The sequence below is a fragment of the Serratia sp. CY76391 genome, assembly GCF_052166695.1.
GTDB classification, from domain to species: Bacteria; Pseudomonadota; Gammaproteobacteria; order Enterobacterales; family Enterobacteriaceae; genus Serratia; species Serratia nematodiphila.
Map to the genome: position 1 here is coordinate 157,186 of NZ_JBJNOJ010000005.1, position 22,483 is coordinate 179,668.

The following is a 22,483-nucleotide window of genomic DNA, read 5'->3' on the forward strand; positions in this document are numbered from 1 at the left end:
TTCCGAGTCATCTCTCCTCACCTCCTCAGTGAAATTTTCTGTCTTTAGGTAAAATTCTCATCTTCGCTTGCCGTTTTTTTCTTTTTTTATAGCACTATCTCTCAATGTGAGAATGTTTTCGCCAAAACGGATTATATTATTTGCACGTTTTTTTCGTTTTATTGAGAGTATTCTTACATTAAGGCGTTAATGTCTTTTCGCAGATTAAATGAAATTTCCGGGAGGGCAAAGCATAATTAGTGCGATTGTTATAAAATCAGTAATAGGCTTTTGTCTTAGATGCAGCACACACCGAGTGGAATGTGTAACGGGGTTAAATCAGATAACTCTCATTCTGTTTTTTTCGGCTTTTTGTAGTCTATCTGACAATCAGATTAGGTGGGAAAACACAATGAATTCACGGATAAGAATGAAATTTCACAATTTCATTCGATTAACAATCGAACAACATGGTTAGTTTTTTCTTTTTAAATCAATGAGGTGTTCATTTGAATTTTACGGTAACCATGAAAGAAATCCATGTTGCCAACAGGGAAAAAGAGTCATTTGGATAAACGGAACATCCTTAATATGGCCTAATGTAAAAAATGAAATCAGAAAATTTTTATAAAGGCCAATATCCGATGAATGCAACCTGTTGAGTTTACATTTAATTTCTTGAACATTTTTTGATATTTCTATACAAAGTGTGCAGGACAGGCACGCTAAGGAAATTAAAAGTGAATCTTGATAAAAGAATAAAGATTAGGAATCTCGATGTTCTGACTCCTGCCGGGGAGAAATTTCGTCTGCGTTGGAAGGAGTATCAAATTCTTTCGCTGCTTGTCGCCAGATCGCCAGAACTGGTTACCCGAACGGAAATTATAGAAAATATCTGGAAAGGAACCTATTGCTCAGATTCAACGATAAATCAAACAATTAAATCTATTCGCCAAAAGATTAGCGACACGGAACACACGCTTATCAGAACCATTCCTCGTTTGGGTTACAAGGTGGAAAATCAAGCGGCTTTTCACTTTATATCCGAGGATGAAGACTACGCTGATGATGATATATTAAATGGCGGTGAAGATATTGGCGTTGATATTCAAGCGGAACTTTCTGAAAGTGAAAATGAGTCGTCTGAAACAAACGATGAAAAAATAGATAAGCCGCATAAATCGACGCTGGTTGCTGCGCCTGTTGCAACGGTGGAGTCATCCAAAGAACCGGCGCGTGAAAAAAAGTCGGCGGCGGCGCGTCGCTTTTTCAGCATGCCCGCCAGCCGTGTAGTGAAATACCTGACGGTATTCGCCTCTTTGCTGGTTATTTCACATTTTTCATATGTGCTTGGCAACCAAACCCGCCCCCCGGTGATCAATGATATTCAGAACAACACGCGTGTGGTGTTGACGCTGACGCTGAATAATCCCCATACCAACAGCCCGCAAACTCTGTTCTGCCTGTACCAGGGCGAGAGCATGGAGCAGGCGACCATCGAATGTGTCGATCCTAAGCAAGGCCAGCTGAAATTGCCGGTAAAATATGAGACCTCTTCTTCCACCGGTAAAGGTCGGATTAATCTTATATTGCCGAATAAAACCTTGCAATATCAAGTTGCTTACGATGTTAAAAATTAGCGCTGAATGAGGTTTTATCTATAGCGATAATTTTACATTTGATGAAATCTTTTATTTCATTATTTGTTATTTGAAAGCCAGGTTCGATTTGTCCAGTCTGGAACTCATTACCTAACGCGTATTAGCGTCCTGTCCCAATCGGGTGACGGGAATAATGAGAACCTGCTGAGTGACAAATTATGGATAAGCGTAAAGTAGCTATTATCGGGGGTTCCGGTTTTATCGGAACACGCCTGGCGAAACGTCTCAGTAAGCGCGATGATCTGACATTGGTCATCGTCGATAAGCAACCCAGTGCACATTTTCCATCCCTTTATCAGTATGGCGATGTGACGCAACCCCAGACGTTGCAAGAACCGCTGGCGGGCTGCGACGCCATCATTAATCTGGCGGCGGAGCATCAGGACAATGTCGATCCCATTTCGCTCTATTATCAGGTCAATGTCGAAGGCGCGCGCCATGTCTGCATGACCGCCTCCGCCCTGAATATCCGTCAAATCATTTTCACCTCCTCGGTCGCTGTTTACGGCTTCGTCAAACAGGAGACCGGCGAGGAAGGACGTTTCGAGCCTTTCAACCATTACGGCAAGTCCAAGCTCGAGGCGGAATACGTTTATGAAGCCTGGCGCAAGGCCGATGAGGAAAATCGGTTGACTATCATCCGCCCAACGGTGGTATTCGGCGAAGGCAACCGTGGCAACGTGTATAACCTGTTCCGTCAGATCGCCAGCGGACGTTTCGTGATGATTGGCAGCGGCAATAATATGAAGTCGATGGCCTACGTTGAAAATATTGCCGCGCGGCTGGAATATGCGCTGGATCAACAGTCAAGTTATCAGGTCAGCAACTACGTCGATAAACCGGACTTTACGATGAATCAATTGGTTGACGTAATTTCCTCTTCATTGGGGAGAGAAAATAAGACGATTCGCATTCCTTATGCCGTAGGCATATGCGGCGCAACCGCATTGGATGTTGTGAGTAAAATAAGTCGCAAGAAATTCCCAATCAGTCGCGTCAGAGTACAGAAATTCTGCGCCAGAACGCAGTTTAAAAGTAATGTGCAAAATAATTTCGTGGCGCCTGTTGAACTTGATTCGGCAATCGAAAGAACCATTAAACATGAGTTTTCTGATAGATAACTTAATCGCACGCTGACGTTATTTGATTATTCCGCCGACAAGCGGATAAATCTGTATTTTTCAGGATAAATTCATGCTGACTTATATCCTGGCAGGATCAATTTTGTTTTTGTTAATAGCGCATTGGGAGCTGTAACTCAAGGGCGGTAGCGTGCTTATTCGCTGGAGGAACGATGTTATATCAACTGAGCGTGATATTTGTGCTGGCGGTCGCGTGGATCCTTATTGCCCGCCGGGTCGCCTTGACGGTGGGATTAGTGGATAAGCCCAATGCGCGCAAGCAACATCTGGGACATATTCCGTTGGTCGGCGGCATCGCCGTGTACCTGACGCTGATGCTGATGACGCTGTGGCAACCCGCCTGGCTGCCCGACAACACCGTCTACCTGCTGTGCATCACGGCGCTGGTGGTGTTGGGCGTACTGGATGACCGCTTTGATCTGCCCGTGGCGCCGCGCGTCATGGTGCAGGGAGGGATCGCGCTGGCGATGATGCTGGCGGCAGGGATGCAGCTTTCCTCATTGGGCCATGCCTGGGGCCATCAGGAAGTGATGCTCGGTTATGGCGCGTTGCTGCTCACGCCGCTGGCGGTATGGGGGGCGATCAACGCCTACAACATGGTGGATGGCATCGACGGGCAACTGGGCGCCTTGTCCTGCGTGACCTTTGTTGCGCTGGCCATCGTGTTCGGACTGGGTGGCCGGGAAGATCTGGCGCTGTGGTGCCTGGGCATGATCGTCGCGCTGGCGGCTTATCTGCTGTTCAACCTGAGCCTGTTCGGCGCGCGTAACAAAATCTTTATGGGGGACGCCGGCAGCATGGTGATCGGCTTCAGCGTGCTGTGGCTGGTGTTGCTGGCGACGCAGGGGCAGCAGGCGGTAATGCGCCCGGTCACCGCGCTGTGGCTGATCGCCATTCCGCTGATGGACATGGTGACCGTGATGGTGCGCCGCCTGTTGCGCCGCCAAAGCCCCTTCAAGGCGGGCCGCGATCATTTGCACCATATTCTGATGCGTCGCGGGCTCAATGCGCGTCAGGCACTGGCGATGAGCACCATGCTGGCGGTGACGCTGGCCTGCATCGGCATTTGCAGTGAAGTGTTGCAACTGCAGGAAAGCCTGATGCTGGTGGCGTTTCTGTTCTGTTTTTGCGGTTATTTCGCCATGTTGCGCGAACCGCGTCAGGCGACGATGCTCAGCGATAATCCAACCGTCGGGCGTTAATCCTCTCACGGGCTGCGGCAGCAGCCCGTTTATCACGGTACTTCCATGAATTTTCATTTGCCTCTTTTGATGCCGTTGGCCTTCACCTCCGCGTTGTTGAGCGGTTGTACGGTGGTTCCCGGCTCACATTTACCGACCAGCGGAAAAGCCATCGTCGTGCAACAAGACGACGATTTCGATTTGAACAGCCAGGTACAGGTCTACCGCATGTCACCGATGCTGCTGCAGAAAATGCGGCGCGTTGAACCGGTCGCCCAGCCGAATCCGGCACTGGACCAGCGGTTGCAAAGCTACCAATACCGTATCGGCGTCGGCGACGTGTTGAACGTCACCGTCTGGGATCACCCCGAGTTGACCACGCCGGCCGGGCAATATCGCAGCGCCAGTGACACCGGTAACTGGGTGCATGCGGATGGCACGATCTTTTACCCCTATATCGGGCGCGTGGCGGTGGTGGGTAAAACCGTCACCGAAGTACGCAGCCTGATCGCCGGCCGTCTGGCGCAGTATGTGGAAAGCCCGCAGGTGGATGTCAGCATCGCCGCGTTCCGCTCGCAGAAGGCTTATGTGACCGGTGAGGTGAAAACCTCTGGTCAGCAGGCGATCACCAACGTGCCGCTGACCATTCTGGATGCGATCAACGCCGCCGGCGGCCTGACGGACAATGCCGACTGGCGCAACGTGGTGCTGACCCATCAGGGCAAAGAGCGGGCCATCTCGCTGCAGGCGCTGATGCAGCGTGGCGACATCAGCCAGAACGCGCTGCTGCAGCCGGGCGACATCCTCTACATTCCGCGCAATGACAACTTGAAAGTGTTCGTGATGGGCGAGGTGGGCAAGCAATCGACGCTGAAGATGGATCGCAGCGGCATGACCCTGACCGAAGCCCTCGGATCTTCCGAAGGGATCAGCCAGACGGTGGCGGATGCGACCGGGGTGTTCGTGATCCGGCCGAGCGGCGGCAATCCCCCGCAGCGGCTGGCGACGCTGTATCAGTTCGATCTCTCCGACGCCAGCGCGCTGGCGATGGGCGCTGAATTTCAGCTGCACCCTTACGACGTCGTGTACGTCACCGCGGCGCCTATCGCGCGCTGGAACCGTTTGATCAGCCAGCTGGTGCCGACCATCAGTAGTTTTAACGATCTCAGCGAGGCTACCTTGCGCGTGCGCAACTGGTAACTCCGCAGGGTGAATAAGGAACAGAAGATGAAAAACAATGCGCTGTCCGTGATGGTGGCCGAACAAGATGAAAAGCTGGAGTGGGAGCGCCTGGTAGGGCCGCTGTGGGATAACCGCTGGCGGATCGCCGTCGTGACCGGCGTGGCGGGTGCGCTGGGCGTCGCCTACGCCCTGTTGGCTACCCCGGTGTACCAGGCCACGGCGGTGGTGCAGGTGGAGAATCAGCTGTCCGGCGATTCGCTGCTGCGTGAAACGCTGGACAGTTCGCTGGGGCAAAATTCGGCGACGCAGGATGAGGTGACGCTGGTCAAGTCGCGCTACGTGCTCGGCAAAACGGTGGATGCCCTCGGCCTGACGGTGCGCGTCGAACCGGACTATTTCCCGGTATTCGGTAAAGGCTTTGCCCGACTGAGCGGTGAAAAGGCGCCGGTATTGGACATCGCCACGCTGACAACGCCGGCGGACATGCAGGGCGAAGCGCTGACGCTGACGGTGCGCGATGGGCAACATTATGAGCTGAGCCATGACGGCGCCAAATTGTTCAGTGGCGTGGTTGGGCAACCGGTGGCGCAGGGCGAGTGGGGCATGACCGTTTCGGCGCTGGACGCGGCGCCGGGCACCAGTTTCACCGTGGTGAAAGTCGCGCGTCAAGAAGCGGTGGACGATCTGCGTAAATACCTGGGCGTAGTGCCGAGCGGCAAAGACAGCGGCATCATGACGTTTACGCTGCCGAGCGAAGATCCGCAGCGTGCCGAGGCGGTGCTGAAGAACATCACCGATAACTACCTGCAGCAGAACGTGGATCGCAAAACGGAAGAGGCGCAGCGGATGCTGGCCTTCCTGCAGGAGCAGTTGCCGCAAACGCAAACCTCGCTCAACAACGCCGAAACCCAGCTCAACCAGTTCCGCCAGCAAAACGACTCGGTGGATCTGTCGCTGGAAGCCAAGTCGGTGCTGGACACGCAGGTACAGCTCGAAGCCCAGCTCAACGAGCTGACCTTCAAGGAGGCGGAGATTTCCAAGCTTTATACCCGCGTGCACCCGGCTTACCGGGCGCTGCTGGAAAAGCGCGCCACGCTGGAGGCGGAAAAGGCGCGGCTCGGCAAACAAGTACAGACGCTGCCGAAAATGCAGCAGGAGATCCTGCGTCTCACCCGCGACGTGCAGGTGGATCAGCAGGTTTACATGCAACTGATGAACAAACAGCAGGAGCTGAGCATCAGCAAGGCCGGCACGGTGGGCAATATTCGCATCGTCGACGAGGCGGAATCCGCTATCCGACCGATTCAGCCGCAAAAGATGCTCATCGTGTTGTTGGCGTTGATATTGGGCGCTGCAGGCTCCGCGGCCGTGGTGCTGCTGCGCACGGCTTTCCACCGCGGCATCAATGATATCGATACGCTGGAGAAGCGAGGCATCAACGTCTACGCCACCGTGCCGCTGTCGCCATGGCAGGCGAAACGCAATCGCGAACAACGCCTGCAGTTGCCCAAATCCGGCGGTCGTCGCCTGCCGATCCTGGCGGTGGCCGAGCCGGCGGATCTGTCGGTGGAGGCCATTCGCAGCCTGCGTACCAGCCTGCATTTCGCCATGCTGGAGGCCAAAAACAACATTTTGATGGTCTCCGGTGCCAGCCCGGAAAGCGGCAAGAGTTTTACCAGCACCAACCTGGCGGTGGTGGTGGCGCAGGCCGGGCAGCGGGTGCTGTTGATCGACGCGGATATGCGTAAAGGATTTTTGCATCGTTGGCTATCGGACGACGCTCATCAAGGGCTGTCCGACATGCTGGTGGGCAAAGTGACGACGGAACAGGCGGTGCGGAAAACCGCCATTGCCAATCTGGATTTCGTACCGCGTGGCCAGGTGCCGCCGAACCCGTCCGAGCTGCTGATGCATCGCCGTTTCGCCGATTTCCTGCGCTGGGCCGGGCAAAACTACGATCTGGTGCTGATTGATACGCCGCCGATTCTGGCGGTGACGGACGCGGCCATCGTCGGCAATCACGCCGGTACGTCACTGTTGGTGGTGCGTTTTGAGGTGAACACCGTCAAACAGATCGAAACCAGCATGCGCCGTTTCGAACAGAATGGCGTGGCGATCAGAGGCGTAATCCTCAACGGCATCGTGAAGAGGGCGGCGACCGACATGAGCTATTACAACTTCGCCTATCCAAGCCATCGGGAAGATCACCGGCAGGCAGAGGAATAAGCGGGTGAAGGCCATTATCACCAACGCCCTGTGGCTGATGCTGGAACGCGTTTCGCTCAGCCTGTCCGGCATCTTCGTCTCCATTTACGTTGCGCGCTATCTGGGGCCCGCCCAGTTTGGCGCTCTCAACTATCTATTGGCGACGATCGCCATCGTGGTGCCGCTGGTGCAGCTGGGCGCCGACAGCATCATTTTCAACCGCGTCGCCCGCCGCCAGCCGAGCGGCATTCGCCTGATGTTGGCTTCGATGCGTTTGCGCCGCCGGCTGTTCCTGGTGGTGGCGCTGCCGATGCTGATATGGAGCTATTTCAGCCAGCCGCCAGCCAGTCAACTGATGACGCTGTTGCTGCTTATCAGCGCCTATTTCTCGATTCAGGACGTGTACAAAATTTATTACGATGCCCGCCTGCAGTCGAAACGCAATACGCTGATCAACAACCTGGCGCTGCTGCTGTCGATCGGGCTGCGGCTGGCGCTGGTGAGCGCCGCGCTGCCGCTGGTGTGGTTCGCGGTACCCTACATCCTCAGCAGCGCCGTACCTTATCTGGCGCGCCTCTGGCTATTCCGAGGGGAAGCTGCGGCCACGCCGCGGGTTACGCCGCGCCAGGCCGGGCGCTATGGCCGTTATTTGCTGAAAGTGGGCCTGCCGTTGGCCATCTCCAGTCTGGCGATAGTGATTTATACCCGCATCGATCAAATCATGCTGGGCAATCTGGTCGGCGAGCAGGCGGTGGGCTGGTTCAGCGCCGCTACCACCCTCAGCCAGGGGTGGGTTTTTGTGCCGATGGCGCTGATCACCTCGTTGATGCCGGGTATTGCCAACTGTCGCGATCCGTTGGAGCAGGAGTACCGCATCCGGGTGCTGTATCTGGTGGTATTGGGCCTGTCGTTGCCGGTGCTGCTGGGGCTGTGGTGGTTCGCCCACCCGGCTATTGCGCTGCTGTATGGCGCCGCTTTTCAACCGGCCGCCGACATCCTGGCTATTTGTACGCTGACCTCGCTGTTCTCGGTGATGGGGACGGTTTCGTACCGCAGCATCGTGCTGTTCGCCGGTTATCGCTTTATCGCCATCAAGATGCCGTTGGTGGCTCTGATGAACGTGGCGATGAATCTGCTGCTGATCCCGCGTTACGGCCTGACCGGCGCTGCGGTGTCTACGCTACTGGCGGAATTCATTTCATTCTTCGTTCTGAACAGTTTATTCCGTGGCGGAAAAATTACCCGACTGCAGCTGACCTGTTTTTACTGCCTGCCGCGTCTTGTCAGCAAATTAAGGAGAGAGCATGTTAAACACCCTGGTTAAAAGCATTTCCAAGCGCCTGCCCGATGCCTGGCACCATCAGGTTAAATACGCGCTCTATTTCAAAAAACTGCCGCACCTGTCAAAACCGACCGGCTTCAGCGAAAAGATCATGCGCCGCAAAATTTATCCGCGCAGCATCTACACCACCTTGTCGGACAAATACAAGGTCCGTGAATTTATTGCCGGCCTGTGGGGCGAAGAGTATCTGGTGGAGCTGTATGCGCATGGCACTGAGCTCAGCTACGACACGTTCAGGCAGTTGCCCGACGCCTTCGTGCTGAAGGCCAACCATGGCAGCGGCTATAACCGGTTGGTGTTCGACAAGCAACAGGTTAGCTACGCGGAATTGTACGATCTCAGCAGTTCATGGATGCGCAGCAACTTTTACGAGCAGAGTCGCGAAAAGCATTATCTGGACATCGAACCCTGCATCATGGTGGAACGCATGTTGCTGGATGGTGAGCAGGTGCCGAACGATATCAAGTTTCATTGTTTCAACGACAACCATGAAATTCGCATGTTTATCCAGGTGGATTACCAGCGTTTCGGCACCCATCGGCGCGACATTTTTGATATCGACTGGAACCGCACCGAAATCCGCATCAGCTTGCCGAATGCCGACGAACCGATGCCGCGGCCGACGCGGCTGGAAGAAATGACGCGCTTGGCTCGCCAGGTTGCGCAGCAGTTCTCTTATGTCCGCGTGGATTTCTACCAGGTCGGTGAGAAGGTCTATTTCGGTGAATTGACGTTTACGCCTGGTGCGGGGTTAAGCAAGCTTAAGCCGGAAAACATCGAGCAGGAATGGGGCAGTTATTTTACTGAGTAAACGCTTATGCAGAGAGTCGCCTCCAATTTTCACATGCATGCCAATGACGGTTATAATCAGTCGCGGGATTTGGTCAATCAATCAATCATATTGACCTTCCTGTTGCTATTTTTCGTGAAAACTTTCCTGACCTCGGGATCGTTCAACAGCGAGCTGATTAATAAAACCGTGACGGGGCTTAATGCCCTGATGTTGCTCTATGTCGGCTATGCATTTTTCATCGCTACGATGGCGGAAAAAGCGGTTGCGGGTTTTTTGGTTCTGCTGTTTCTGGTTAATATCGCCACCGGACATGGTGATTACCTTTTTGGCGCGGTATTCAGCTCGGCGGTGATAATTTTATTCCGCCGCATCGAGATGGTGCGCGGCGCTGAAATGTTCGCTATCGCTTTTGTGGTTGCCGGGCTGTTGATGGTTATCCCCTATACCTTTTACACCGAGGGATTTGTTTACCTTGATGAGCGCTATGGCAACAGATTAACGCTGGGTTTCGATAACCCGAACACCTTGGCGTATTATTCTTTTGCCTTGTTCGCCATGCTGCTGTGCCTGATCGACCATGCAAAATTAACGCGTGGAATGAAAAATATCGCCTCACTGGCGGTGTCGGCGTTAATTATCCCGGTGCTGATGTATTCCTATTCCCGCACCTGTTTTATGTTGGCGCTGTTGATGTTGTTGCTGTTTTGGCTGGCGCCGCTGCTGCGTTTTACCCCCAATAGAAAAGTCTGCATTGCGCTGACGTTGGCCATCATAGGCTTTCAGTTCGCCAGCGTTATACGCTGGGGGAATAATCCGGCATTGGACGCGCTGTTGAACCAGGCGTTGACCGGGCGCATCTGGTTCTCCTGGCAGATGTTTCAGGCGGTGGGGCTACCCAATCCGCTGTTCGGCATGAATATCGAACCCTATAAGCCGGTCGATTTTTTCTTCATCGCCATGTTTTATTCGGCTGGTGGGATCGCCTCTGTTGTCATGCTTTTTTGTTATTTTCACCTGTTGGGGAATATGCGCAGGCTGAGTCGATTCATGCGCTGGGTGGTGGTGGTTTTCCTGCTGACAACTTTTACGGAAACCTATTTTTTGGTCCCGGTATTTAATGTGTCGTTATTGCTGCTTTGCCGTGGAAAAGAAATGATAAATTCTAAGTTGGAGGGTTAAGAAATGGATTTCTCGATCGTGATCCCTATTTATAATAGTGCGCGTTACCTGCCTAAAACTCTGAAGCGGATTTTCAACGCTTGCCAAGGGTTCGACTATCAGGTGATTTTGGTTGATGATTGCTCTGACGAGGATGATATCAAACATATTCGCCAGATAGCGGCGACTAATAGCAACGTGATGCTGCATGAGAAAAAACAGAAGAGCAATGCGGCGGTATCGCGCAACCTGGGCGCCAATTTAGCGCAATCGGAGATCGTGTTTTTTCTCGATTCGGATGATTACTTCACTACCAACTATATTATTCGCCGCATGAAGAAGCATGAAGATCGCCATATTGATATTATCTTCGGTAATTATGCAGAGGTGAGCGGCGATTCGGTACGCGACTTCAACTTCCACTATAAATCCGGTTCTTCCGGCGAGGATTTTCTTTTTCTGGAAATGGGCGATATTCGGTCATCCACCATCAGCATGCGTAAAAAAAGCGATCGCCGCTTTTTATTTCCCGAGTTTCTCAACAAACATCAGGATTGGGGCTTTCTGGTCAACGCCACCAATTTGGGCGCGCAAGTGGCGCATGACGCCGGCGGCGGGGTGTTTCTCGACGTGGGGCGCTACGGACGCATGACGGCGAAGCTTAATCTGGAGGCCAGCGACCGCTTTATCAATACCTTCCTCAGCCCCAGCGATCGTCATATCAGCGGGTTCGCCTGCAAGCACCTGCTGGCCTCGCTGTATTCGGAAAACGCCCAGGCGTTCAATTATTACTCGTCGCGCATCGTGCGGCACAGCCTGAGCGGTAAGTTCAAGATGATCAAATGGTATGGCGATTGTCTGACGCGGCTGGGGTTGTTCTCGGTTGGCGGCCGGCTGTTGCGCAATGTGCGCCAGGGATTCAGGAGATGATATGCAAGCACGCAAGGTAATCATCGTCATCGAAAATATGGCGGGCAAGGGCGGCACTGAACGGGTCGCCAGCGGTTTGGCCAATGCGCTGGCGCGTCTGCCGAATTACGAGGTGGCGGTGTTTTCGCTGTGTGGCGAACGGAGCTTCTTTCCGCTGGCGAGCAACGTCCGGCTACGCTGCGGCGGCGGCGATTCGCTGTTCTGGCCATGGCGGCTGGCGTTGGCACTGCGGCGTGAACGCGCGGATGTGATCATTACCGTTTCCATGGGAAAACTGTCGGTGGTGATGACGCCTTTTCTACGTTTGTTCTGTGCCCGCAGCCGGCTGTTATTGAGCGAACACGTCAGCTTTCACCAGTATCCGCGCGTATTTAAATGGTTGAAGTTGTTGGTTTACCGCTTGAGCGATCGCGTGATTTTCCTGACGCGGCAAGATAGCGACGCCATCGCTCGCTGGGTGGGCGCCGGGAAATGCCGGGTGATCGAGAACGTTTCGCCGTTCGGCGCACAGGTGCCGACGCCGGCGCTGCAGGAAAAGGTGGCGCTGGCGGTGGGGCGGTTGAGCAATCAGAAAGGCTTCGATCGTCTGATCGCGCTGTGGCGAGGGGTGGCGGCGCAGATGCCGGATTGGCGGCTGTTGATTATTGGCGACGGCCCTGAGCGCGACGCACTGCGGCGGCAGATTGAAGGCGCCGGGCTGGAGCAACAGGTGAGCCTGCTGCCGGCCACCGCCGACGTGGCGGCCTATTATCGCCAGGCCAGTCTGTACGTGATGACGTCGCGCTATGAGGGGTTGCCGATGGTGCTGATCGAAGCCATGAGTTTCGGCCTGCCGCTGGTGGCCTACGACTGCAAGACCGGCCCGGCCGAGCTGATAGACAACGGCGTCAACGGCTATCTGGTGCCCGATGACGATGCCGCCGCCTTCAGCGAAGGCGTGCTCGAACTGATGCGCGATCCGGCTCTGCGCGATCGCTTTTCTGTCGCCGCGCTTGATAAGTCTCGCCGTTTTTCTCCCGAACGTATTTATCCCCAGTGGCAACAGCTCATTGAGTGAGGACCGAATGGAAAAGATATCCGTGATAATGCCCGCCTACAACGCGGCAAACTCAATCAAAGAATCGATTCTTGGTGTGCTGAACCAGCAATTTACCGACTATCACCTGTATGTGATCGATGATGCGTCCACCGACAACACCGCCGAGGTGGTGCGGCCGTTTATCCACGATCGCCTCACCTATATACGCAATGAGCATAACCAGGGCGTGGCGGAAACGCGCAACATCGGCATTGAGGCGGCGAGCGGGGATTATATCGCCTTCTGCGACAGTGATGACGTATGGCTCCCCAACAAGCTGTCGCGCCAGGCGAGCATTTTGCAAACCCGCCGCTATGACGTGGTGTGTTCCCATTATTACACCTTCGAAGACGATCTGAAGTTGATCAAAAACACCCGTGGTGCGGATGAGCTTATCGGCTATCAGGACATGTTGAAAAGCAACTGGATCGGCAATCTCACCGGCATCTATAACCAGAAGCGCATCGGTAAGGTGTATCAGCAAAAAGTGGGGCATGAGGACTATTTGATGTGGCTGGCGGTGCTGCAGAAGGCGCGTAACGGCCTGGCTTACTGCATTCCCGAACCGCTGGCCTGTTACCGATTGTCTACCCACTCGCTGTCGGGCAACAAAATCCGCGCTGCGGACTGGCAATGGCGGATTTACCGTCAGCATTTGGGGCTGTCGTACCAGAAATCCTGCTATTTGTTCGCCACCTACCTGTTCAATGCCGTGGTGAAAAGGAAATGACCATGAGGGGGATGTATCGGCGGGCGGCTCTGGGCTGTTGCGCCTTGTGGGGCGCAGCGGCTCTGGCGCAGAACTGCCAACCCAATCTGTTGACCAACCCCGGCTTTGAGCAGGGGCTCAGCGGCTGGCGAGCGCAGGGCGCGCAGGCCGACGGCGATACGCACAGTGGCAGGGGGAGTCTGCGTTATGACAATGCAGATGTAGCGCAATACCGTACCTTCAACCAGGCGCTGCAGGTTGTGCCCGGACAGACGATAGATTTCGGCGTCTGGCTCAAGACTCGCGGCGTACGCGGGCAAAGCCGCGACGGCGGCGCTGGGGTTTATCTGCAGAGCTTTGATGCGCAGGGGCGCTTTCTGGAAGGCAGCTATCCGGCTGGGGTGACCGGCGACAGCGGCTGGCGGCAGGTGAACGCCAGCTATACCGTGCCGCCGCAGGCGGCGCGAATCACTTTTGGCGTTTATCTGCGTAAGGGGAGCACCGGTACCGCCTGGTTTGACGACGCCTATGCCTGTGCTCGAGCGTCTATGCCGGCGTTGTATCAGCTCGGCGCGTCGGCCCAAGGGAGGGTTGACACGCTGGTCGTCACTTCGCAGCCGCAGCATTTGCAGGTCGACAGCGAATTGCTCAATGCCGAGGGGCAGGTTGTTCACAGTAGCCGCGACCGTTATCAGGTTGAAGGACAACGCCGTATCGAATACCAACCGCCGGCCGGCCTGGCCCAGGGTGAATACCGTCTGCGTCAACAGGTTACCGGTCCACAATCCGGCCAGGCTCAGGGCAGCGAGCTGTCTTTTCGCGTCGGGCAGCCTGCGGCCAAAGTGGCGATCGACAGCGAAGGTTTTACCCTGCGCGACGGTCAACGGCTTTTCCCGTTGGGCATTTACGCCAACGTGGCTACCGATGAGCATTTGGCGCGCATCGCCTCGGCGGGATTCAACACGGTGCTGAACTATGATTACGGGGAAAAGAAAGATCCATACGCCTTTTTCCGCAACGCACGCAAGCGCGGGCTGTTGGTCATTTACTCCGTCAAAGATCAGTACCGCGGCAGCCGCTTCGCGCCGGCCGTCCGCGGTGGCGACTACGCGGCGCTGACTGCCTGGTACGTGCAGCGTTTGCGCTCTCAGCCCAACCTGCTTGCCTGGTACATCAACGATGAGCTGGGGCCGGAATATCTCGATAAAATCGAGGAAAAAAACCTGCAAATAAAGCGACTTGACGGCGATCATCCGACTTTCCAGGTGCTGAACAAAACCGGGGAGTTGGACGCTCACTTCAACAGCAGCGACATTTTGGCGACCGACCCTTATCCGGTGGGGAACGATCGCGATCTGACGCGCACCACGCGTTATACCGCACTGACGGTGCAGGCCGCCCGCCAGGCACGCGGGGCCTGGGTGGTGATGCAAATCATGGATCACGCCGCTTATGACGCCCGCCGCAAGCCACATCCGCCGTCAGAGGCGGAAATTCGCAATCAGGCCTGGCAGGCGCTGATCGGCGGCGCCAAGGGGCTGTTGTTTTATTCTTATACCGATCTGTTTTATAAGCGTAAAACCGGCCGCTTCGACCAACGGGAGTTTGACGCCACCTGGCGTGGCGTGGCTGCCGTGTCGCAGCAAATCGCCGCCTTCACCCCTTATCTGCTGACGGGAAAATCGACGCCGCTGGCGGGAAGCGACCCGCAAATGCCGGCGCGGATGTTTGTTCTGGGCGATCGCGCCTTGCTGCTGGTAGCCAATCCTTACTATCGGGAGGGAAGCACCCGCTTGCACCTTCCGGCGGGTTGGCGGCAGCAGGGAGAGGGCACGGAGGTCAAGCTGACGTTGCCCGCCGTGGGCACCGCGACGCTGTGGCTCCAACGCTGAAAGCATCGAGTCAGCATCACGCGGGAGGTTTCTCCCGCTCCTACCCCCAAATACCTCGCCTTGCCTCCCGCCTGCCTACCTTTATCTCCATATTCTGCTTTACTCGTTTTAATTCAATTAATTAACTTAATTTTCACACCTATACTTTGGTGGTATTTCACCCCCGACGCGCGCGTCGCCTCCCGCTTTCTCTTGATCGCAATCAATTTGCCGCCGGTTGGCCGTCAGTAGGCTGGCGGCAGATTGAGCATGTCTTCTTATAACGACAAGAGCCTTCAGGAGCATTCCGGATGAGCAAATTTTTAGACCGTTTCCGCTATTTCAAGCAGTTGGCGGAGCCTTTTTCTGGCGATCACGGCCAGACCTTGAACACCAACCGCGACTGGGAAGACGGCTACCGCAGCCGTTGGCAGCACGACAAAGTGGTGCGTTCCACCCACGGCGTGAACTGCACCGGTTCCTGCAGTTGGAAGATCTACGTGAAGAATGGTCTGGTGACCTGGGAAACCCAGCAAACCGACTATCCGCGCACCCGGCCCGATCTGCCCAACCATGAACCGCGCGGCTGCCCGCGTGGCGCCAGCTACTCCTGGTACCTGTACAGCGCCAACCGGCTGAAATACCCGCTGATGCGCAAGCGCCTGCTCAAGCTGTGGCGCGAAGCGAAAGCGCAGCACAGCGATCCGGTCGAAGCCTGGGGCTCTATCGTCGGCGATGCGGAAAAAGCCAAAAGCTACAAGGTGGCGCGCGGCCGCGGCGGTTTCGTCCGCTCCAGCTGGCAGGAGGTCAATGAACTGATCGCCGCCGCCAACGTCTATACCGCCAAAACCTTCGGCCCTGACCGCATTGTCGGCTTCTCGCCGATCCCGGCGATGTCGATGGTGTCCTACGCCGCCGGCGCCCGCTACCTGTCGCTGATCGGCGGCGCCTGCCTGAGCTTCTACGATTGGTATTGCGATCTGCCGCCGGCTTCGCCGATGACCTGGGGCGAGCAGACCGACGTGCCGGAGTCCGCCGACTGGTATAACTCTTCTTACATTATCGCCTGGGGCTCCAACGTGCCGCAAACGCGTACCCCGGACGCCCACTTCTTTACCGAAGTGCGTTACAAGGGCACCAAAACCGTGGCGGTGACGCCGGACTATGCCGAAGTCGCCAAGCTGTGCGACCACTGGCTGAATCCGAAGCAGGGCACCGACAGCGCGATGGCGCTGGCGATGGGCCACGTGATGCTGAAAGAGTTCCATCTCGATCGCGAAGTCGGCTACTTCCGCGACTATGTGCGTCGTTATACCGACATGCCGATGCTGGTGCTGCTCGAGCCGCGTGAAGGCGGCCACTACGCCGCCGGCCGCCTGCTGCGCGCCGCCGATCTGGTGGACGGATTGGGCCAGGAAAACAATCCCGAGTGGAAAACCGTCGCTATCGACAGCCGCAGCGGCGAGCTGGTGGCACCGCAGGGCTCCATCGGTTTCCGCTGGGGCGAGAAGGGCAAGTGGAACCTGGAGCAGCGCGAAGGCAAGGCGCAACAGGAAGTCGAGCTGCAGCTCAGCCTGTTGGGCATGCATGACGACGTCGCCGAGGTGGGTTTCCCGTACTTCGGCGGCGCCGACAGTGAGCATTTCAACAGCGTGGCGCTGGACGAGATCCTGCTGCACAAACTGCCGGTGAAACGCCTGCAGTTGGCGGACGGCAGCGAAGCGCTGGTGACCAGCGTGTACGATCTGACGTTGGCTAACTACGGCCTGGAGCGCGGACTGGGCGACGCCAACTGCGCCGCCGACTATGACGAGGTCAAGGCTTACAGCCCGGCCTGGGCCGAGCAGATCACCGGCGTGTCGCGCCACAACATCATCCGCATTGCCCGCGAGTTCGCGCAAAACGCCGAGAAGACCCACGGCCGTTCGATGATCATCGTCGGCGCCGGCGTCAACCACTGGTATCACATGGACATGACCTACCGCGGCCTGATCAATCTGTTGATCTTCTGCGGTTGCGTCGGCCAGAGCGGCGGCGGCTGGGCGCACTACGTCGGCCAGGAAAAACTGCGGCCGCAAACCGGCTGGCTGCCGCTGGCGTTCGGCCTCGACTGGCAACGCCCGCCGCGCCACATGAACAGCACCTCGTTCTTCTACAACCATTCCAGCCAATGGCGCTATGAAACCGTCAGCACCGATGAGCTGCTGTCGCCGCTGGCGGACAAATCGCGCTTCGGCGGCAGCCTGATCGACTTCAACGTGCGCGCCGAGCGCATGGGCTGGCTGCCGTCGGCGCCGCAGCTGGGCGCTAACCCGCTGCGCCTGGCGGAGCAGGCCCGCGCCGCCGGTCAGTCGCCGGTCGAATTTACCGTCGACAGCCTGAAAAACGGCTCGCTGGGCTTTGCCGCCGAGCAGCCGGACAATCCGCAGAACTTCCCGCGAAACCTGTTCGTCTGGCGCTCCAACCTGCTGGGCTCTTCCGGCAAGGGTCATGAGTACATGCTCAAATACCTGTTGGGCACCGAGAACGGCATCCAGGGGAAAGATCTCGGCCAGCAGGGAGGCGTGAAGCCGCAGGAAGTGGAATGGCGCGAGCAGGGCGGCGAAGGCAAGCTGGATCTGGTGGTGACGCTCGATTTCCGCATGTCGAGCACCTGCCTGTATTCCGACGTGGTGCTGCCGACCGCCACCTGGTACGAAAAAGACGATATGAACACCTCCGACATGCACCCGTTCATTCATCCGCTGTCGGCGGCGGTCGATCCGGCCTGGGACTCGAAGAGCGACTGGGAGATCTACAAGGGCATCGCCAAAGCCTTCTCCGAGGTGTGCGTCGGCCATCTGGGCCAGGAAACCGACGTGGTGACCCTGCCTATCCAGCATGACTCCGCCGCCGAGCTGGCGCAGCCTTACGGTGTGCAGGACTGGAAGAAAGGCGAGTGCGAACTGATCCCCGGCAAAACCGCGCCGCACATCATCGCGGTGGAGCGCGATTACCCGGCCACCTACGAGCGTTTTACCTCCTTGGGGCCGCTGCTGGACAAACTGGGCAACGGCGGCAAGGGCATCAGCTGGAACACCCAGACCGAGGTCGATTTCCTCAAGCAGCTTAACTACGTCAAGGCCGACGGCCCGGCGGCGGGGCGGCCGAAGATCGAGAGCGCGATAGACGCGGCGGAAGTGATCCTGTCGCTGGCGCCGGAAACCAACGGCCAGGTGGCGGTGAAAGCCTGGGAAGCCCTGAGCAACGTTACAGGCCGCGATCACCGGCATCTGGCGCTGAACAAGGAAGACGAGAAAATTCGCTTCCGCGACATTCAGGCGCAGCCGCGCAAAATCATCTCCAGCCCAACCTGGTCCGGCCTGGAAGACGAGCACGTCTCCTATAACGCCTGCTACACCAACGTGCACGAGCTGATCCCGTGGCGCACGCTCAGCGGCCGCCAGCAGCTGTATCAGGACCACGAGTGGATGCGCGCCTTCGGCGAAAGCCTGCTGGCGTACAGGCCGCCGATCGACACCTGCGCCGCCCAGCCGCTGCTCAACAGCAAGCCGAACGGCAACAAGGAGAAGGCGCTGAACTTCCTGACGCCGCACCAGAAGTGGGGTATCCACTCCACCTACAGCGACAACCTGCTGATGCTGACGCTGTCGCGCGGCGGGCCGATCGTCTGGCTGAGCGAAGACGACGCCAAAGATCTGGGCATCGCGGACAACGACTGGATCGAGGCCTTCAACGCCAACGGCGCGCTGACGGCGCGCGCGGTGGTCAGCCAGCGTATCCCGGCCGGCATGACCATGATGTACCACGCACAGGAGCGCATCGTGAATCTGCCGGGCTCGGAGATCACCAGCCAACGCGGCGGCATCCACAACTCGGTGACCCGCGCCTGTCCGAAGCCGACCCACATGATCGGCGGCTATGCGCAGCTGGCCTACGGCTTTAACTACTACGGCACCGTCGGCTCCAACCGTGACGAGTTCGTGGTGGTGCGCAAGATGAACCGCATTGATTGGTTGGACGACGAAGGCAACGACTACGCGCAGGGCAGTCAGCAGGAGAACCACAAATGAAAATTCGTTCGCAAGTCGGCATGGTGCTGAATCTGGACAAGTGCATCGGTTGCCACACCTGTTCGGTCACCTGCAAGAATGTCTGGACCAGCCGCGAAGGCATGGAATACGCCTGGTTCAACAACGTGGAAAGCAAACCCGGCGTCGGCTATCCGCACGCCTGGGAAGATCAGGAAAAATGGAAGGGCGGCTGGATCCGTAAAATCAACGGCAAGCTGGAGCCGCGCATGGGCAGCCGCGTCGGCGTGCTGGCGAAAATCTTCGCCAACCCGGATGTGCCGGCGCTGGACGACTACTACGAGCCGTTCGATTACGACTACCAGCATCTGCACACCGCCAAACAGGGCAAGCACCAGCCGGTGGCGCGCCCGCGCTCGCTGATCACCGGCCAGCGCATGAACAAGATCGAAAGCGGCCCGAACTGGGAGGAGATCCTCGGCGGGGAATTCGAAAAACGTTCGCAGGACAAGAACTTCGACAACCTGCAGAAGGCGATGTACGGCCAGTTCGAAAACACCTTCATGATGTATTTGCCGCGCCTGTGCGAGCACTGCCTCAACCCGGCCTGCGTCGCTACCTGCCCGAGCGGGGCGATCTACAAGCGCGGCGAAGACGGCATTGTGCTGATCGACCAGGACAAGTGCCGCGGCTGGCGCATGTGCCTGACCGGCTGCCCGTACAAGAAAATCTACTTCAACTGGAAGAGCGGCAAGTCCGAGAAGTGCATCTTCTGCTACCCGCGCATTGAAGCCGGGCAGCCGACGGTCTGTTCGGAGACCTGCGTCGGCCGCATCCGCTATCTCGGCGTGCTGTTGTACGACGCCGATCGCATCGAGCAGGCGGCGGCGGTGGAAAACGACAAGGATCTGTACCAGAGCCAGCTCGATATCTTCCTCGATCCGCATGATCCGAAGGTGATTGCTCAGGCGCTGGCGGACGGCGTGCCGCAGGGCGTCATTGAAGCCGCCCAGCAGTCGCCGGTGTACAAAATGGCGATGGACTGGAAGCTGGCGCTGCCGCTGCATCCGGAATACCGCACGCTGCCGATGGTGTGGTACGTGCCGCCATTGTCGCCGATTCAGTCTGCCGCCGACGCCGGCGAGCTGGCGCACAGCGGCGTATTGCCGGACGTCGAGAGCCTGCGCATCCCGGTGCAGTATCTGGCGAACCTGCTGACCGCCGGCGATACCGAACCGGTACTGTTGGCGCTGAAGCGCATGCTGGCGATGCGCCATTACAAACGGGCGGAAACCGTCGACGGCGTAGTGGACACCAGCGCGCTGGAGCAGGTTGGGTTAAGCGAAGCGCAGGCGCAGGAAATGTATCGCTACCTGGCGATCGCCAACTATGAAGATCGCTTTGTGGTGCCGTCGAGCCACCGTGAGCTGGCGCGCGAAGCCTTCCCGGAAAGCAAAGGCTGTGGCTTCAGCTTCGGCGACGGTTGCCACGGCAGCGACGGCAAATTCAACCTGTTCAACAGCCGCCGTATCGACGCCATCGACGTGAGCGCGAGAAGCGCGCGGCCGGAGGACGCCTCATGATCAGCCTGAAAGTGATCGCCCGCCTGCTGGATTACCCGGAGCAGGCGCTGTTTGACCATCAGCAGACGCTGATCGAAGCATTGGAGCCGGCCAGTGAGCTGGATCTGCACCACAGCGCGCAGCTGATTCTGTTTATCCGCCGCCTGTGCGCGCGCCCGTTGCTGGATGCGCAGGCCGATTATTGCGAACTGTTCGATCGCGGCCGCGCCACCTCGCTGCTGCTGTTTGAACACGTGCACGGCGAATCGCGCGATCGCGGCCAGGCGATGGTTGACCTGATGGCGCAGTACCGCGCCGCCGGGCTGGAGATCGACAGCCGCGAGCTGCCGGATTTCCTGCCGCTGTACCTGGAGTATTTGGCCAGCCGCAACGCGGCGCAGGCGCGCGAAGGGCTGCAGGACATCGCGCCGATCCTGGCGCTGCTGGGCGCGCGCTTGCAGCAGCGTGAAAGCCCGTATGCGGTGCTGTTCGATCTGCTGCTGGCACTGTCCGGCAGCGAGGTGCAGGCGCAGGCGCTGGAGACGCAGGTGGCGCAAGAGGCGCGCGACGATACGCCGCAGGCGCTGGATGCGGTGTGGGAAGAGGAGCAGGTCAAGTTTCTCGGTGAACAGGGCTGCGCCTCCGCCCAGCAGACGGCGCACCAGCGGCGCTTCGCCGGCGCGGTGGCGCCACAGTATCTGGATCTGACGGATGCGTTAACCGGAACCAAAGGACGCTAATCATGCAATTTTTGAATCAGTTCTTTTTCGACATCTACCCTTATCTGGCCGGCGCGGTGTTCCTGATCGGCAGCTGGCTGCGCTACGACTACGGGCAATACAGCTGGCGCGCCGGCTCCAGCCAGATGCTGGATAAAAAAGGCATGCGGCTGGCGTCCAACCTGTTCCACATCGGCATTATCGGCATCTTCGCGGGCCATTTCCTCGGCATGCTGACGCCGCACTGGATGTATGAGGCCTTTCTGCCGATCGACGTGAAGCAAAAGCTGGCGATGATCGCCGGCGGCGCCTGCGGCCTGATGACGTTGATCGGCGGCGCGCTGTTGCTGAAGCGCCGGTTGACCAACCCGCGGGTGCGCGCCACCAGCAGCTTCGCCGACATCCTGATCCTGACGTTGCTGGTGGTGCAGGTGTGTCTGGGGCTGCTGACCATTCCGTTCTCCGCCCAGCATATGGACGGCAGCGAAATGATGAAGCTGGTGGCCTGGGCGCAGGCGGTCGTGACCTTCCACGCCGGCGCCTCTGCGCATCTCGAAGGGGTGGCGCTTATCTTCAAGCTGCACATGGTGCTGGGCATGACGCTGTTCGTGCTGTTCCCGTTCTGCCGCCTGGTGCATATCTGGAGTGCGCCGGTAGAGTACCTGACCCGCCGTTACCAGCTGGTGCGCAACCGCCGCTGAGCCTGACTCCGCCGCCGCTGATCGCCAGCGGCGGCGCTATTCCGATAATTCCCCCGCCGTCTGCCCATTCTCGCTGCCTTGTCGTAAACTCACTATCTCAGTTATGTTACGTTTATGCTTGCGCCGACGGACGTCGGCCCGTGGTAGCCGATAACAAGAGATACCGCCTTGATGAAAGGCATTTTGGGACATAAAAACCGGGGATGATCCGCGTGGCCTTCGCGTCGTGCGGGAGAATC

General features: G+C 57.5%; 16 protein-coding genes. All 16 read left to right on the forward strand.

Annotated features, from left to right (window positions below):
* The first annotated feature begins 719 nt into the window (after positions 1-719).
* Entirely contained in the window at positions 720-1,619 is a 900-nt protein-coding gene (locus tag ACJ8PN_RS10095) for a winged helix-turn-helix domain-containing protein (RefSeq protein ID WP_442534875.1), read from the forward strand.
* A gap of 179 nt (positions 1,620-1,798) precedes the next feature.
* Positions 1,799-2,761 carry an NAD-dependent epimerase/dehydratase family protein gene (locus ACJ8PN_RS10100; protein WP_031299729.1) on the forward strand — a complete coding sequence of 321 codons (963 nt, stop codon included), beginning with the start codon at positions 1,799-1,801 and terminating at the stop codon, positions 2,759-2,761.
* A 173-nt stretch (positions 2,762-2,934) separates the two neighbouring features.
* Positions 2,935-3,984, forward strand: a complete 1,050-nt coding sequence (wecA, locus tag ACJ8PN_RS10105) for a UDP-N-acetylglucosamine--undecaprenyl-phosphate N-acetylglucosaminephosphotransferase (RefSeq protein ID WP_004934672.1) — start codon at positions 2,935-2,937, stop codon at positions 3,982-3,984.
* A gap of 45 nt (positions 3,985-4,029) precedes the next feature.
* Entirely contained in the window at positions 4,030-5,163 is a 1,134-nt protein-coding gene (locus ACJ8PN_RS10110) for a polysaccharide export protein (protein WP_171454223.1), read from the forward strand.
* Positions 5,164-5,190: 27 nt separating this feature from the next.
* Positions 5,191-7,371 carry a polysaccharide biosynthesis tyrosine autokinase gene (locus tag ACJ8PN_RS10115; protein ID WP_442534876.1) on the forward strand — a complete coding sequence of 727 codons (2,181 nt, stop codon included), beginning with the start codon at positions 5,191-5,193 and terminating at the stop codon, positions 7,369-7,371.
* A gap of 4 nt (positions 7,372-7,375) precedes the next feature.
* Complete coding sequence (locus ACJ8PN_RS10120; protein WP_004934664.1) at positions 7,376-8,674, forward strand: flippase; 1,299 nt, start codon at positions 7,376-7,378, stop codon at positions 8,672-8,674.
* Positions 8,655-9,503, forward strand: coding sequence for an ATP-grasp fold amidoligase family protein (locus ACJ8PN_RS10125; RefSeq protein ID WP_015378198.1), 849 nt, complete (start codon positions 8,655-8,657; stop codon positions 9,501-9,503). Before ACJ8PN_RS10120 ends, ACJ8PN_RS10125 begins: the two co-directional genes overlap by 20 nt.
* A 6-nt stretch (positions 9,504-9,509) precedes the next feature.
* Entirely contained in the window at positions 9,510-10,664 is a 1,155-nt protein-coding gene (locus tag ACJ8PN_RS10130; RefSeq protein WP_171454222.1) for a hypothetical protein, read from the forward strand.
* 3 nt (positions 10,665-10,667) lie between these two features.
* Entirely contained in the window at positions 10,668-11,573 is a 906-nt protein-coding gene (locus ACJ8PN_RS10135; protein WP_351106043.1) for a glycosyltransferase family 2 protein, read from the forward strand.
* A gap of 1 nt (position 11,574) precedes the next feature.
* On the forward strand, positions 11,575-12,630 hold the full coding sequence (locus ACJ8PN_RS10140) for a glycosyltransferase family 4 protein (RefSeq protein WP_171454221.1): 1,056 nt from the start codon (positions 11,575-11,577) through the stop codon (positions 12,628-12,630).
* A gap of 7 nt (positions 12,631-12,637) precedes the next feature.
* Positions 12,638-13,381: a glycosyltransferase family 2 protein gene (locus ACJ8PN_RS10145; RefSeq protein ID WP_015378195.1), complete on the forward strand. Its 744-nt coding sequence runs from the start codon at positions 12,638-12,640 to the stop codon at positions 13,379-13,381.
* Between the two features lie 11 nt (positions 13,382-13,392).
* The gene (locus ACJ8PN_RS10150) at positions 13,393-15,252 is read left to right on the forward strand and encodes a carbohydrate-binding protein CenC (protein WP_442534913.1); all 1,860 of its coding nucleotides are present in this window, start codon (positions 13,393-13,395) and stop codon (positions 15,250-15,252) included.
* Positions 15,253-15,542: 290 nt separating this feature from the next.
* Positions 15,543-19,304 (forward strand): nitrate reductase subunit alpha, encoded by a 3,762-nt coding sequence (locus ACJ8PN_RS10155; RefSeq protein ID WP_442534877.1) that lies wholly within the window; start codon positions 15,543-15,545, stop codon positions 19,302-19,304.
* Positions 19,301-20,845 (forward strand): nitrate reductase subunit beta, encoded by a 1,545-nt coding sequence (gene narH / locus ACJ8PN_RS10160; RefSeq protein WP_048323942.1) that lies wholly within the window; start codon positions 19,301-19,303, stop codon positions 20,843-20,845. The genes ACJ8PN_RS10155 and narH overlap by 4 nt, the downstream gene beginning before the upstream one ends.
* Positions 20,842-21,564: a nitrate reductase molybdenum cofactor assembly chaperone gene (narJ, locus tag ACJ8PN_RS10165; protein ID WP_171454218.1), complete on the forward strand. Its 723-nt coding sequence runs from the start codon at positions 20,842-20,844 to the stop codon at positions 21,562-21,564. The genes narH and narJ overlap by 4 nt, the downstream gene beginning before the upstream one ends.
* A gap of 2 nt (positions 21,565-21,566) precedes the next feature.
* Entirely contained in the window at positions 21,567-22,244 is a 678-nt protein-coding gene (gene narI / locus ACJ8PN_RS10170) for a respiratory nitrate reductase subunit gamma (RefSeq protein ID WP_004934642.1), read from the forward strand.
* Positions 22,245-22,483: the final 239 nt, after the last annotated feature.